The sequence below is a fragment of the Bacillus rhizoplanae genome, assembly GCF_917563915.1.
Taxonomy (GTDB): Bacteria; Bacillota; Bacilli; order Bacillales; family Bacillaceae_G; genus Bacillus_A; species Bacillus_A rhizoplanae.
Genome location: NZ_CAKJTI010000025.1, coordinates 1 through 15086 on the forward strand (window position 1 = coordinate 1; position 15086 = coordinate 15086).

The 15086-nt window shown below is 33.9% G+C and carries 16 protein-coding genes; 4 read left to right on the plus strand and 12 right to left on the minus strand.

Annotated features, from left to right (window positions below; genetic code table 11):
* Positions 1-463: 463 nt before the first annotated feature.
* A complete protein-coding gene (locus LRP84_RS17530; protein ID WP_230576247.1) occupies positions 464-787 on the minus strand; it encodes a hypothetical protein in 324 nt (107 codons plus the stop codon).
* 703 nt (positions 788-1490) lie between these two features.
* Here LRP84_RS17530 and LRP84_RS17535 point away from each other — a divergent pair.
* Both LRP84_RS17535 and LRP84_RS17540 read left to right on the plus strand, forming a co-directional pair.
* Positions 1491-2807 carry a hemolysin family protein gene (locus LRP84_RS17535; RefSeq protein ID WP_230576248.1) on the plus strand — a complete coding sequence of 439 codons (1317 nt, stop codon included), beginning with the start codon at positions 1491-1493 and terminating at the stop codon, positions 2805-2807.
* A complete protein-coding gene (locus tag LRP84_RS17540; RefSeq protein ID WP_230576249.1) occupies positions 2804-3286 on the plus strand; it encodes a DUF456 domain-containing protein in 483 nt (160 codons plus the stop codon). Before LRP84_RS17535 ends, LRP84_RS17540 begins: the two co-directional genes overlap by 4 nt.
* Before the next feature lie 74 nt (positions 3287-3360).
* Here the strand turns inward: LRP84_RS17540 and LRP84_RS17545 are convergent, their stop codons facing one another.
* The 4 genes from LRP84_RS17545 to cls all read right to left on the minus strand — a co-directional run bounded on the left by LRP84_RS17545 (position 3361) and on the right by cls (position 6278).
* On the minus strand, positions 3361-3981 hold the full coding sequence (locus LRP84_RS17545; RefSeq protein WP_230576250.1) for an NAD(P)-dependent oxidoreductase: 621 nt from the start codon (positions 3979-3981) through the stop codon (positions 3361-3363).
* Between the two features lie 106 nt (positions 3982-4087).
* Complete coding sequence (locus tag LRP84_RS17550; RefSeq protein ID WP_230576251.1) at positions 4088-4294, minus strand: hypothetical protein; 207 nt, start codon at positions 4292-4294, stop codon at positions 4088-4090.
* 308 nt (positions 4295-4602) lie between these two features.
* Positions 4603-5061, minus strand: a complete 459-nt coding sequence (locus LRP84_RS17555; RefSeq protein ID WP_230576252.1) for a spore coat protein — start codon at positions 5059-5061, stop codon at positions 4603-4605.
* A gap of 32 nt (positions 5062-5093) precedes the next feature.
* A complete protein-coding gene (gene cls, locus LRP84_RS17560) occupies positions 5094-6278 on the minus strand; it encodes a cardiolipin synthase (protein WP_230576253.1) in 1185 nt (394 codons plus the stop codon).
* A gap of 158 nt (positions 6279-6436) precedes the next feature.
* Here cls and LRP84_RS17565 point away from each other — a divergent pair, with 158 nt between their 5' ends.
* Entirely contained in the window at positions 6437-6523 is an 87-nt protein-coding gene (locus LRP84_RS17565; protein WP_230576298.1) for a YjcZ family sporulation protein, read from the plus strand.
* Positions 6524-6726: 203 nt separating this feature from the next.
* Here the strand turns inward: LRP84_RS17565 and LRP84_RS17570 are convergent, their stop codons facing one another.
* From LRP84_RS17570 to LRP84_RS17600, 7 genes are all read right to left on the minus strand, one after another.
* Positions 6727-7599: a TIGR03943 family putative permease subunit gene (locus LRP84_RS17570; RefSeq protein ID WP_230576254.1), complete on the minus strand. Its 873-nt coding sequence runs from the start codon at positions 7597-7599 to the stop codon at positions 6727-6729.
* A 3-nt stretch (positions 7600-7602) separates the two neighbouring features.
* A complete protein-coding gene (locus tag LRP84_RS17575) occupies positions 7603-8499 on the minus strand; it encodes a permease (RefSeq protein WP_230576255.1) in 897 nt (298 codons plus the stop codon).
* A gap of 211 nt (positions 8500-8710) precedes the next feature.
* Entirely contained in the window at positions 8711-9652 is a 942-nt protein-coding gene (locus LRP84_RS17580; RefSeq protein ID WP_098310478.1) for a magnesium transporter CorA family protein, read from the minus strand.
* Between the two features lie 187 nt (positions 9653-9839).
* Entirely contained in the window at positions 9840-11219 is a 1380-nt protein-coding gene (locus LRP84_RS17585; protein ID WP_230576256.1) for a putative polysaccharide biosynthesis protein, read from the minus strand.
* 326 nt (positions 11220-11545) lie between these two features.
* A complete protein-coding gene (uptA, locus tag LRP84_RS17590; protein WP_154711630.1) occupies positions 11546-12148 on the minus strand; it encodes an undecaprenyl phosphate transporter UptA in 603 nt (200 codons plus the stop codon).
* A gap of 252 nt (positions 12149-12400) precedes the next feature.
* Entirely contained in the window at positions 12401-13018 is a 618-nt protein-coding gene (locus LRP84_RS17595) for an NUDIX hydrolase (protein ID WP_230576257.1), read from the minus strand.
* Between the two features lie 79 nt (positions 13019-13097).
* The gene (locus LRP84_RS17600) at positions 13098-14171 is read right to left on the minus strand and encodes a CotH kinase family protein (protein ID WP_230576299.1); all 1074 of its coding nucleotides are present in this window, start codon (positions 14169-14171) and stop codon (positions 13098-13100) included.
* 574 nt (positions 14172-14745) lie between these two features.
* Here LRP84_RS17600 and LRP84_RS17605 point away from each other — a divergent pair.
* Positions 14746-15051 carry a CotG/ExsB N-terminal domain-containing protein gene (locus LRP84_RS17605; RefSeq protein ID WP_230576258.1) on the plus strand — a complete coding sequence of 102 codons (306 nt, stop codon included), beginning with the start codon at positions 14746-14748 and terminating at the stop codon, positions 15049-15051.
* Positions 15052-15086: the final 35 nt, after the last annotated feature.

Below are 15086 nucleotides of genomic sequence, written 5' to 3' on the forward strand. Positions count from 1 at the left end.
CCCTTATGTTAAAATATTTTCTGTGTCATAAATATATAATATTTTCAGAAAAAAATAAATATTATATTTAATTTTTCTGATTTCATTCATCATCTGTCATCATTTCTTCATAAACCTTTCATTTTTTCAACAAATATGGAAGAAGATATCATATGAAAATTTCCTTTCTTATCGAAAACAGATTGTATCTTCCAAAAAGAAACGTTAAAATAATAGTAATAATTTTCAGAATTTTATAAAAGTAGGTGGAATATATAGTGTCTTCTATTATCACTTATGTGTATCGTTGTCTTTTGAGCTTTATAACCATTATTCTTATTAGCCCAATTCCTGCTGCTCTTCTAAACGACAAACAATCCTATTTTGAAGTACTATATACAATGATTAATCATTTTGTACATTTTCGTTCTATCTCTATTCCGATGACAGATTGGATTCATGAATCATTCTTTTTTTCTTCTTATCAACCACATAACATATCGAAATCATTTGATTCACATGAAAATTCACTCCCATTGTTCCCACACATATGGAAATTATATTTTTTATCTATGATGCGATTCTTACTTTCACTTATTGTCGGTTTTCTCCTTAGTCTTAGAATTGGTCGATTTTTTATTAAGTTATCTCCTAAAAATAGAAAACGTTTTTCATTTTTACGCTGGATTCCATTTTCATTTGGCACTGTCCTACTACAATGTATCATCTTCACTCTTTTTCTCTTCACAGCATCGTACATATCTTTTCCATACTTTTCTTCTCTTTTAATCATTTGTAGTACGTCCATGATTATTATCATCCAAGCCATCAAAACATGGATTCCTTTCTTATATACAGTACAAAAAACAACACATGCGCATGATTCAGCTTTTTTTAGGAATACACTATTCGCTTCGCTGCTTGCAAGCCATAAATCTATCGTTGGTTCCATATTAATTTCCTTTATATATATGGAGTGCATTTTTCATGTAGATGGGTTATTTCAATTTATTGTACAGTATTGTGTTAGTTCACCAATACTTGTTGCAATAGGCCTTTTATTACTGTATATCCCATACATGCTGATCTCTCTCTTACAAATATTATGGAAAAGAAATCGCCATATTGCGCGTATCCATACACTATCACGCACAACAATAAAGTGAAACTTCCATCAGTGGGGATTTTCTTCATCCCCCACTGATGGTTAGTTGAATCAATCGGGTGCATGCCAGCAGTTATCCCCCACCTATCTTCTTCGCTTTCTCTTAACCTTAAGGTGAGAGCTTATTGCCCAAAAGTAGCGGAATAAAGTAAAATTTTTTATAAGTTGAGAAGTTTTCCAATGATGAAAATCCCCATCAATTATATTCTTACGACCATTTTTTCATAAAATTTCATATTCCTCGCCTCCTTTCTTTGACTATTCTTTCCTTTTCCATATATTATTAAAGTAAAACTTTTATTCGGGAGGTGACATCTTTATTCTAAATTTAGAATAAAGAATATCCTTGGACATACTAAAACTTTTTTTCATCGCTTTACTCATTCTTATTTCCGGCTTTTTCGTAGCATCAGAGTTTGCTGTTGTTAAAGTGCGCAAAAGTCGGATTGACCAACTTGCCAATGAAGGGAATAGGCAAGCAATCCTAGCAAGAAAAGTTGTTTCCAATTTAGATGTATACCTATCTGCTTGTCAGCTAGGTATTACCATTACTTCATTAGGACTCGGTTGGCTTGGTGAACCTACTGTGGAGCACTTATTGGAGCCGCTTTTTGAAAAAATGAATATAACAGGTTCAATGGAACATACATTATCAGTTATTATCGCTTTTAGCATCATTACATTCTTTCACGTGGTACTAGGTGAACTGGTTCCAAAATCCTTTGCCATTCAAAAAGCTGAACAAATTACTTTAATGTTTGCAAGACCTTTAATAATATTCGATAAAGTAATGTATCCTTTTATTTGGTTATTAAATAGTACAGCGCTATTTTTCACGAAACTATTTGGATTACAACCAATAAAAGAGAATGAACTTTCTCACTCTGAAGAAGAGCTGCGCCTTATTTTAAGCGAGAGCTATAAGAGCGGGGAAATTAATCAATCTGAATATAAATACGTAAATAACATTTTTGAGTTTGACGATCGAGTTGCAAAAGAGATTATGGTTCCACGTACCGAAATGATCTGTTTATCAACTGAAAATTCATTAGCAGAAAATATGGAGATTATCGCTACTGAAAAATATACGCGGTATCCCGTTATCGGAAAAGATAAAGATGATGTTGTCGGTATAATTAATACAAAGGAAATCTTTCATGATCAAACAAAAGGGGTCTGTAAGCCCCTAGAGTCATACATACATCCCGTTTTAACAGTATTCGAAACTGTACCAATTAAAAAAGCTCTCATTCATCTACAAAAAAATCGTGTCCAGCTGGCAATTATTATGGATGAATATGGTGGAACGGCAGGTCTTCTTACAATGGAAGATATTATTGAAGAAATTATTGGTGAAATTCAAGATGAATTTGATATAGATGAAACACCAATGATCGAGAAACGGAATCCAACATTAACGTTACTTGACGGAAAAGTACTTATTTCTGATGTAAACGATATATTTGGCCTTCATATCGATGATAAAGATTTAGATACAATCGGAGGCTGGTTCTTGTCACAAGCAATTGACGTAAATATTGAGCCAGGCCATATTATTCAATATGAAAATTATCAGTTCAAAGCATTAGAATTAGACGGTCATCAAATAAAAAAAATTGCCGTTAGTAAAATAGATAATACACAAAAAGGAGTTACACTGTGAATACATTATTAACTATATGTATTATCGCTTGTTTCATTCTATCATTCATTGCGTTTATTTATCCGATTATTCCAGGTATACTCGCTTTATGGGCTGGTTTTTGTATTTATCAATTTGGCATTAACGACTTAGAATTAACAAAGTCCTTTTGGCTTATTCAAATTGTATTTACAATTATATTTTTCATTGCTGATTTTGTTACAAATAGCTATTTCTTAAAAAAGTACGGAAGTACAAAATGGAGCGAACGTATCGGTATGGTTTCTATTATTGTTGGATCGTTCTTTTTCCCGCCATTCGGGCTAATTATTATCCCATTCCTTTCCGTTTTCGTAACAGAATTAATGCATAAAAAAGCACCACAAGATGCCTTTATGGTTGGGGTTGCAACAGTTATCGGATTTTTAAGCAGTACAATAGCTAAAGCGATTTTACAAATCATTATGATTATTATATTTGTATGCTATATTATTTTTTAACCATAAAAAACTACACCTCCAATTGTTAGACTGTGTCTAACAATTGGGGTGCAGTTCATGATAAGGATGGCTTTTTAATAGGCGATGCCAACTCGTTTTTTATAATGAATATCATGATAAAGTAATTGATAAGCAAAATGGGCTGTATCTCCAACTGTGATCTTCATACCACCTAGCGGTAACACATCTTCTTCAGTTCGATAAATAGCTGTTTCTTCCCCATCTATTAGGTGTGTTGGACAGACAATCGTCCATTGTAATTTACTATTCTCTAAAGCTAAATAAGCCGCTACATGGTCTTCCGCTGCTGCCGTTGTCTTTCGACGTGATTCACTTGATTGAAAGCGATATAATTGCGGATTCACACGTGCCTGCAAAATCCCCGCCGTTCCAATTGTTATAATTCTTATAATCCCTTCCTCGTTCATAGCGTGTATAATATTTGGTAAACTTTTTGATAACGTGCCGTTTCCATCGGTACCAAGTGCACTAATTACAACATCTGCTCCCTTTACACACTCTCTCACATCTTCTTCATTCCATACATTTCCTTCTATTACACGAAAATTCTCATGTTGTACTTTTAGCTTTTCCTTATTTCTCACAAGCGCTGTCACTTTATGATTATCCTGTAATGCAAATTTCAAAATTTTGACTCCAATTCGACCTGTTGCCCCAAACAAACATATATTCATACTAACTCACATCCTTTCACTCCCCTCTATTGTTTCTGAAAAAGCAAAAATACACAACAAAAAAGCTTTCTCATTTATCGAGAAAGCTTCTATCATCATATAACACTTATTTCTTTTCGCTAGAGCTAGAGGAACTATCTTTTGAATCTTTCGAATCGTTATCTTTTACTTCTCCACTCGTTTCTTTATCCTTGCTCGTATCTTCTTGTTGCGTCGTCTCTTCATCTTTCTTTTCCTCACCTTTACTACAACCTACCATAAATAAAGAGCTAGCAAGTGCAACAGCAGTTAACGATTTAACCCATTTATTCATTTGCTTATCCCCCTTTTGATAGAATATGTACATTCTCATATTACTTCTCTTTTTTAAAGGAAATATTAGGAATTAGTAAAGAGTTGGTAAATGATTGTAAATTTTCCGAAAACAAATAGGCTGATTATTTTAATCTCCTTCTCATCTTTTTAGTAGATAGCGATATGGTAAAAGGATTATGAAGAAATCTTCCATTAATAGAAGATTTCTTCATAATCAACTTTTTTAGTAATTTGGATGTCAGATTTTTACTATCAGTTACATATAGATGAAAAAACAACAAAAAGACAGCGGTATCACTGTCTTTTTCACCCATACTTCTCTTCATCCATCATTGTTTGTATGCTAAACTCTTTTTTCATAACATATTGCCATACACTATACGCATTTCGATTCATTTTCAAAAAACAACTTTCTAAAAAAGAACGAAATTCTGGATTCGCTACTTGGATTGCTACTTGCGCATATCCAAGCGCCAATCGTTTCAAATGTGAAATATAAGAAAAAGCAATTTCTATATCGCCTTTTTGCCCAGTATAGTTAGTATGAACTGTTTCAATTGATGATGAAACTGGATATTTACAATTGACATGCTGTACATTTTCACCTTCTTGAAAGTTAATCTGTTCGTTGTATGCTTGTAATAAGTATGGTAAATGTTGCTGTAACAATTCTTTTAATTCATTATCACGTACTTCTCTCATATATTCACCAATTACACATATCACTTCATAGCTATAACTCATGAGTTCTTCAATATAATCCATCCAATATTTCCTCCTCTCTACTGATATGTATGCTATAAATAGAATGACAGAACCTTCGACACTCTCGCCAGAAACTTATCCCACATACTCATTTTTTCAAAGTCTTTCTCCGAAAATTTCTTTGCTTGCTGGAAATCCGTTTGCAAACGACGTTGTATTTCACCAATAATTTTTCCTTCATAAATAAAACAATTTGATTCTGCATTTATATAAAAACTGCGATTATCAAAATTCGCGGTTCCGACGTCTGCAAACTTATCATCAATAAGAGTCACTTTCCCATGAAAGAAACCGTCTCGATATTGATATATTTCTGCTCCAGAACGCAGTAACTTTTCCAAATAAGGATAAGCTGCCTGCTTTAATAGCAAAGCATCACTTTTGAAAGGGACAAGAATTTGTAATCGTACTCCCCTCTGCAATGCATTTTGTAACCCCGTCATCATTTCTTTACTGGGCACAAAGTACGGAGTGGCAATCACAATTGATGTTTTCGCACTTTGTATCATCTCTTTATAGTGTGCCCATAAACCTTTTCCATCTGTAAATACATATCGATACTTGCTATTCCCTTGTATAGGCGTTATCTCATGTGAGGATAACTCTTTCCCAGTGTCCAATTCCCAGTCTTTTGCAAACTGTCTTTTCATATCCTGTGCACCTGAACCAGTAATACGAACATGGTAATCACGCCATTTTCCAAAACGGGGATCCTCCCCAAGGTATTCATGCCCTATATTAAATCCCCCTACATATGATATATTCCCATCTATTACCACAATGCGGCGATGATTGCGATTATGAAGTGTATAAAAAAAATTTTTAAAACGAGGCTTTTTACTAAACGTAAACTGCACACCACTATTTTCTAATTCTTGTATCGTTTTCTTCTTTATTTTATATCCTCCAACGCGATCCACAGACAATCTCACATCAACACCTGAAGCTGCTTTTTGCTTTAATAATTGTAAAAATTTATTGCTTATCTTATCTTTACCTACAATATAAAAATGAAGATAAATATACTGCTTCGCCTGATCAATATCAGCAAAAAGATCTCGATATAAATCATTTCCATCTACATAAAGCTTAAAATCACCATAACGAATCTGTGATATTGGATTTTCTTTTACTCTGTTTCTGCCTACTTTTACATCTACATGCATCCATATCATCATAATTCCTATACAAAAAAGGAGGAACAGAAGTTTTCTCATCGAGAATCCTTTCCTTTCAAATTATCATTTTTATATGTTTCCCCCTTACTATATCCCTATACAACAAAAAACATCATTTGCATGACATATATCCCTGTCAAATCATTACGAAAGTGCATATTGTATTATGTAACTTATAACAAAAGGAGGAAAAAACAATGGGCTTTGGACATCACGGCGGGTTTGCGTTAGTTGTTGTATTATTTATCCTCTTAATTATTGTTGGTGCTGCTTGCTTTTGCTAATTAGCTACCCACTTAATACAACTTTTATGTAGACAAAAAAACTATGAAAAAGAACATCTAGTGATTAGATGTTCTTTTTCTGTTTATTCCACATTAACGGGCAGTAAGATCCCTATCTCAAGATTGAAAGAAGCGAGGAAGATAGGTGAGGGATAACTGCTGGCATGTGCCCGATTAGTTCAACTATAAAAAAGAAGCCGATTTTATGAATCGGCTCCTCGGTATACATATTGGTCTTTTGGAGGTTCTACTGTGTGCCAATTTGTAACTTCTAATACAGGTATATTTGCGTGAAACGGTTGATAAAACTCTGTTGAAATTGTTCCTTCAACTTCAATCCAATCATCATTCTTCCACTGAGCATCTTCTGGTTTCTTGACCAGCATCCCATACACACCTGAATCAGCAACACAGTGAATAATTCCAAAGCGGAATACAAAATACTGTTCTTTTTTAGAAGAATCATCACGGAATACAAACCCCTTAAAAGAAAGGGTTTTACCCGTGAATTCGCCAGGATAATTATATATTATTTCCATCCCTTTCAAAAAGTTTGTATCGTTTAAAACAATTTTATCTTTTGTTACGAATTCCTTCTTTTCTTTTTCCATGAGTTCCCGATAACCTTCTTGTGCATAGTAAATGCTCGTATCAGGTTTTAAAAACTGTCGATTCATAAATGGGTCTTTATTTTCTGGCTCCGCAACGGGGAAATGAAACCCTTTTGCTTTTACGATATCAGAATCTAATGTTGCAATCGGGAAAAAGAGCCCCGTAATAATCGGAAAACAAAATATTGTATACGTAAGAAGACGTTTCCACCATGTATTTTCATCTTTTGAATGATCATGACCACAATGACTTTCATTGCAACCACATTCATGGTCATGGTCATGTTTACCATGCTCTTTTTGAAATACGATAATCATTTGAATTACAGTTAAAAAACCTAAAATAATCGCTGCTGTTGTTGATAAATATGAATATTTCATATTTATATATTTTGTGATATTACCAGAAATATGAAGTTGTGCCAATAAAATTGTAAATCCAAGTAAAATATAAGCTCGAAACATTGATTACCCCCCCATCGCATAAATGAGTAGTGAGCTTGCGTAAACAACAACTGTAATTAAAACAATCAAAACAATAACAAAACGTGTTTTAAAAGTTGCAAACATCATAATCATATTTTTAATATCTACCATCGGTCCGTATACAAGAAAGGCGACTAGAGCTGGTGTTGCAAATGTACTTTGGAATGAAGATGCAATAAACGCATCCGCTTCTGAACATAAGGATAAAATAAAAGCAAGCCCCATCATAACAGCAGATGAAGAAAACGGTCCTTGTCCAATCGCAAGCAGTGTAGAAGTCTTTACAAAAGTTTGTACGCTTGCCGCAATAAGCGCACCGATAATTAAAAATTTTCCCATTGAGAAAAACTCTTCAACAGCATGTGTACATACGTCCCAAAATTTTTGACGAAATGGCCGATTATGATCCACCACTGGAAAATTAGTATTCCGTAGTTGATGACCTTTAAACGTAAACGATAATATAAGACTGACAATAACAGCTACAACAATAGCTACAATAGCACGATACCAAACCATATGCATACTGCTACCGAATGCTACATATGTCGCAAATAAAACGATAGGATTAATAATCGGTCCAGTCAGCATGAAGGCAATGCCAGCATAAGGTGGTACTCCCTTTCCGATAAGGCGTCGAACGATTGGAACAATTCCACATTCACAACCCGGAAACAGCATCCCTAGAAAAACAGCTAATAATATAGACAGAAAACGATTCTTCGGCATCCATTTTGCTATCATATCTTCTGTCACAAACATTTGAATGAATCCTGAAATGAATACACCAATTAATACAAACGGCAGTGCTTCAATTAAAATTGAAATAAAAATCGTATTCATTTGCAGGAACGCTTTTGGTAAATGAAACATTTCCATGATGCACATCCTCCATCTTTTCAGTAACAATATGTAATTGTAACTGGAATACATAAATTGAACAAGTAATTATAAACATTTATTCAAATGGTATATTATACAATCTCTATTTCTTAGAGTAATGAATAACAGTGTTAAAAAGTGTTAGTTTCTCAATACCTTACAGCAAAAAAGCTGTTTTGGAAATGCTCCAAAACAGCTGGATTTCATGTTAAAAATAACGTTTCTTCCAAAAAACAAATGCCATTACGCAAGATAATATTGCAGATATAATCATAGCCATTAAAAAACCATGAGGATTTCCACTTAAAGGAACCGGAACGTTCATTCCAAAAAAACTGGAAACCATTGTTGGCACTGATAATATGATTGTCATAGAAGTTAAAAACTTCATAACACTGTTTAAATTATTGGAAATGACAGAACTAAATGTATTCATCATACCACTTAAAATATGGCTATATATTTCGGCCATCTCAATTGCCTGCTTATTTTCAATTAATACATCTTCAAGTAAATCTTGATCATCTTCATACATTTTCAAAAATGTATTATTTCGCATCAATTTTTGAATCACAATCTTATTTGCCTTTAAAGATGTCGTAAAGTACACTAAGCTTTTTTCAAGTCCTAATAAAGTAAAAATCTCTTTATTTTTCATCGATTTATTGAGCTCATGCTCTAAATCCGTTGTTTTTCGATTAATCTGTTTTAAATAACGTAAATAATAAGTAGAAATCGTATATAAGAGCTGCAGTGCAAAACGCGTCTTTTTAAAAGTATAAAATTCTTTAATACGTTGATTAATAAAACGTTCAAAAATCGGATTTTCTTCCAAACAAATTGTAACAAAACATTCCGGCATGACAATCATACCAATCGGAATCGTATCATACATTGAATTTCCTTCTTCGTCATGTCTAACTGTTGGAATATCGACGATAATTAAAGCATTATCATCTTCTTTTTCAATACGGGATCGTTCTTCATCATCCAAAGGGTCTTTAATGAAGTCCAATTCTACGTTTAATGTTTGAACTAAAAATTGAATTTCTTCCTCTGTTGGATGAAGCACATTAATCCAACAGCCTTTTTGAATTTCCTCGATTTCTTGTAGTTTTCCGTTTCGGTCTGTTAAATAAATATTTAACATACTATCACCCCGATTCTTTTTACATGTAGGAACCAACCTCACTTTGAGATAACAGTCTATTTTAAACCGCCATTTTCAGCATATGAAACAAATGAGAAGATTTCAATAGAAAATTCTTTTGAAAACGCTTTTCTTCATAAATTATTAAAATAGAAAAAGACAGAGCGCTCTCTGTCTTTTATAGACATTATGTTGCCTTTATAACATATTTGGAAAGTATCCACAAGTTAAATAAAACAGAAAAAGTATAACCAGCATACGTCGCAATAATAAAGCTAATATAGTCAAATTGCTGAAGCAATACAACATTTAACACAATTTTTATACCTACTCCTATAAGCAAACCAAGCACCGTTTTTCGCTGTTGATTAATTCCTTGTAGCATGGCCGCTGTTACAGAAAAAAGTGAAAATAGTATACAGGCCGGGGCGTAATAGCGTAAAATCACACTTCCTATTGCGGGATCATTCCCCATTCCAAATAGTAATGTATATACTGGCTCAGCTAAAAACATCATTCCTAACGATGCTGGAATCGTAATGAATACCACAAGCAAATTTGTCCTTGTAAAATGTTTATATAATAACTGTTCATTTTTTGCTACATACGCCTTTGTCATTTCAGGGACGAGCGACATGCTAAAAGCTGTAGCAACAGAAACTGGAATTAACACAACCATTTGTACAAGCCCAATAATAGCATTCATTTTTTCTGCTTCCCGTTGTAAGTATCCCATCTGCATTAATAACTTATTAATTGTAAATGTATCAATTGTTTGGTACAAAGGAATTGCAAGACCTACAACAACAAATGGAATGGAGTATGTAAATAATTCTTTATAGAGTGTAAAAAATGATTTTGTTGTTTGCGGAACACTTACACTTTCTTTTTTCTTTAAATATCGTCTTCTCTTTATGTAATATGCAATTAAGATTCCAAGCCCTGCTACTGCTCCTACAAAAGCACCAAGCGTAGCAACTCCAACTGCTAATGAAGTTGATCCTTTATATATATGAAGCACCGTAAAACTCCCGATTAAAATCGTTAACACTCGAAAAAATTGCTCCACAACAACACTTGAAGCAGATGGTCCCATCGATTGAAACCCTTGAAAAAAGCCGCGTAATAAGCTCATCGAAGGTACAATTAACAAAGCAAAGCTTACAATTTGAATATTATATGTAACGGTTGTCACACTATTGCCCGTTTGATCTCCGCTATCAACAACAATCTTTGCCAGCTGAGGAGCTAAACAATATAACAATAAAAACGATATAACTCCCATAAAAGCCATAAAAATAAGCCCGCTTTTTAATACTCGTTTCACCGTGTAATAATCGTCTAATTCATTATATTTAGACACCATTTTTGACACAGCTAAAGGAAGTCCCATTGTGGCGATACTAAGCATGATTGTATAAGGACGATAAGCATATGTATACAATACATATCCACCTGTTCCAACCATCGCTGTAAAAGGAATAACGTATATAAACCCAAGCATTTTCGAAATCATCGTTGCCATTGTTAAAAAGAATGTTCCGCGTAAAAACGGTGATCCTTTCATGAAATTCCTCCGCTATACTGTTTTACTACACCATATGGACAACTTTCTACTTTTAGAACTTATACGAAGTGAAACTTTGATCAATGTAGCTCTCGCAAGTGAGGAAACACCATTCAGCGAACCAGACTTTTACCGTATAAAGTGAAACTTTCCATTAGTGGGGTTTTCTTCATCCCCCACTGATGGAAAGCTCTCACCAATCGGGTTTTTACGGGCAGTTATCCCCCACCTATCTTCTTCGCTATTCTCTGCATCTTGAGGTGGGGGGTCTTACTGCCCGCAAATAGCGTGATAAACAAAAAAAAGCCAATGAAAATCCATTGACTTTAACGACCTGTTTTTCTTTTTTTCAACATTTTCAAGCCTATGTATATAATAATAAAAAGAATGCCTGCTATTGCGAAATAATGCGTATAGTCAGCAGCATATTCTTTAATATGACGCCAATTTCCACCAAGTTTTTCACCAAAATAAATAAACAACATAGACCATGGAAGAACTGCTAAAACCGTATATAATGTAAATCGTTTTAATGACATTTTAGCTAACCCTGCTGGAATCGATATCGCATGACGTACAACCGGAATAAAGCGTGCAGAGAAAATAACGCCTACACCATATCGATTAAACCAATCTTCTGCCACATCTAAATGTTTCTTATTAATCAATAAATATTTACCATATTTTTCAACAACTGGACGCCCACCATAATATCCAAGCCAATAAAGGAAAATTTGTGCTAAAGTTCCACCAATCGTTCCGGCAATCACTGCCCCAGCGAAATTAAGTTCTCCCTTTGCAACTAAAAAACCCGCATAAGACAGGACAATTTCACTTGGAATGATTTCAATCATGAGTCCTAGCGCAATCCCAAAATACCCTAGGCTTATAAAAAATTGTAGTATCTGCTCAATAAAATTCGCTATCATTCTTCATTATCTCCTTTTATAATTCACATACTTTCCTATTATTTCACAAAACTATATTTTTGCCAATACACCGTTACCAATTCATATAAAATTATACAGTAATAAAGAGAACATCCTTAAGCGTTTCTATCTCGAAAGGAGAAATAACTCGATGGAATATAAATGACTAGAAACTATCCCAAAAGACAGGAAAATAATGAACGATTTATTAACTGTATAGAAAAAATTTTCCAATACAAACCTTACTATTTTTTAATCAATTAACATTTCCTTATTTGGATTTTTCATATAAGCAAACATTTGCCGGATTTGCCATTCTGTATTTCTTCCTAACGATAGTTCCGGCAATTCTTCTTCGCCAAAAAAGCGAACATCTTCTGTTTCAATACCAATTTGTCTTTTACCGCCTACTATTTCACAGCTAATAAATATTTTGTATACATCAATTGCAGAAGGTGATGGCTGATGTTTCTGTTTATCAAAGATAGATAGTAACCGAAAATTTTCTACTTGGTAACCTGTTTCTTCTAACACTTCTTTTTGCGCAACTTCCGTCGGTGTATAACCAACATCAGCCCACCCACCTGGAAGTGCCCATTTCCCATCACTTTTTTCTTTTACGAAAAGCATCTTTCCTTCTTGAAATACGACCGCTCGTATATCCACTTTAGGAGTTTGATAGCCCGTTTCATTCGCAAATAAATGTTCCACTACTTCCCAATCCATGTTGGTATAATGCGACATCATTTCAATTGATAATTTCCGAAGTTCTTGAAAACGTTCTATATCATATACATCTTTTGAATATGCTAATCCTGCCTGCGCAATTGCCTGTACTTGTTTTACCCATTCGATCCATTTTATTTCCATTATTTCACCTTCCTCAATTTAAGTTACATTTATTGTATAACAAAAAAGAGATTGATTTTTCAATCTCTTTTTTTCGCCTTCATAATTCATCTAAATGTTCTACTATAAATCTACGACGTTTTTCAATATATTGAAAGATCAAATTTGGTTCATTATCAAATACATCTATTTTCTTTTTCATGTATGGATCTTGCAAAATATATGGCCGAATTTCTCCATGCATTCCTTCTACTTTCGATTTTATATACTCTACTGTAAATTGGTTTGAGAGAATATCTTCCAAAATTTTTCGATATTGCTTCCTAAATGTTTCGACATCAAGTAACCTAGCACTTAATGTATTATATCCTTGAATGCGAGAGTAATCATGTCCCATCTTTCGACCTTGCACATCTCGCCCCCACGTTGCATCATAATCCCATGGAATGACTTCAAACAACTTTGTTTCTTCATTATGATAGAGCGCATAATTGTGAACAAATCCATCGAAGTTTTGTGTGCATACAACGCCCGCTAACCATCGTAAATATTTATCAACATCTACATATTTTACAATCTCTTTTTCATACGCCGCTCGCGAGATTGTATTCAACTGATAGACAAATTCACTTATATATTCTTTGCTATGTTTATTCCTACATTTGAACTCATACCCAGCTGATAATTTCGTTTTTATACCTTTATCTAATTCACTCATTAAAGAGAAATTAGCATCATCATCGACTGCATAATAAATTGAACCGCTTGGCAAATTACGACTGCGTAAAAAATTTTCATCTACAGATTCCAACTGTAAATAAACGCCTTCAAATCGATTATTGATCTTTATAAGAACATGTTGTGACTTTGGAGATAACGTACCAATGTCAGAAAAAAAATCCAGCGATAACTTATTTCTGATTAAAGACGGGTCATTAAATTCCGAATTCAAATGCATTTCTTGTACACCTTGAAAAAATTTCGGCTTGTAAAACATCACATGGTATGATTTTTTCTGAAATTTCCGAATGTGAGAACCACGATATACAATATCAATATCATACTTTCTTTTTTCATATGTTAATTTAGCTGGAACAGAATCATCAGACCAAACATCTTTTCTCAGCTCTACAATATTCATTGGGTGAATAAAAAATTCATAAGAAGGTAACATATTCTCCCTTCCCTTCTCTTCTCTTTCATCTACAATCAATGTATGCTTTTCCTTTTCCTCTTGCCACATCCGCTATATGTTTTTTATTACATTTTAACGCTTTTTCAGGCAAATAAGGAAATCCCTTCATATTGTATACGAACAAGAATTAACCTTTCGGCCTATAAAGATACAAAGAGGGAATTATGAACTGTGATATTCAAAAAGCTATAAAGGAAATAAGACTTGTTAGAATAGAATAGCCTTCATATCAAGAGCCTTGTTCCCACAATCATAAATCTGACAATGTTCCTCCTGTACAAAGGTTAAAAAATACATTTACGTTACGAAATGTGTCTGCTATTCAAAAAACACTACCGAACAAAACATTCCTGTAAATCAAAAAATTTAATTATTAATATTAGTTTTCACTAAACTGAGCAGGCTACCTACCGCAGTCCACCCTTTAGGATAAACCACTATTTTTCCAAAAAAAATAAACACAATCCATCTGCTTGACATACTTTATTAACAGAAAACACATTATTCAAAAACAGATAAAAATTTTGTTTCTTTCTAAGGGGGATTTTGATAGATGTATACAAAAGATGATATTCAAAAAGCAGTAGAAGAAGTGAAGAGCGCTGGAATGGAAGACTTCCTGAACCAAGAGCCTGAGTCCTATTGTAAACGTTCTCGCTCTTGCCGTTCCCGTTCTAAACGTTCTCGCTCTTGCCGTTCCCGTTCTAAACGTTCTCGCTCTTGCCGTTCTCGTTCTAAACGTTCTCGCTCTTGCCGTTCTCGTTCTAAACGTTCTCGCTCTTGCCGTTCCCGTTCTAAACGTTCTCGTTCTTGCCGTTCCCGTTCTGGACGTTCTCGCTCTAAACGTTCCCGCAGCTAATATCATATATGCTCAAAACATATATAACTTCATTC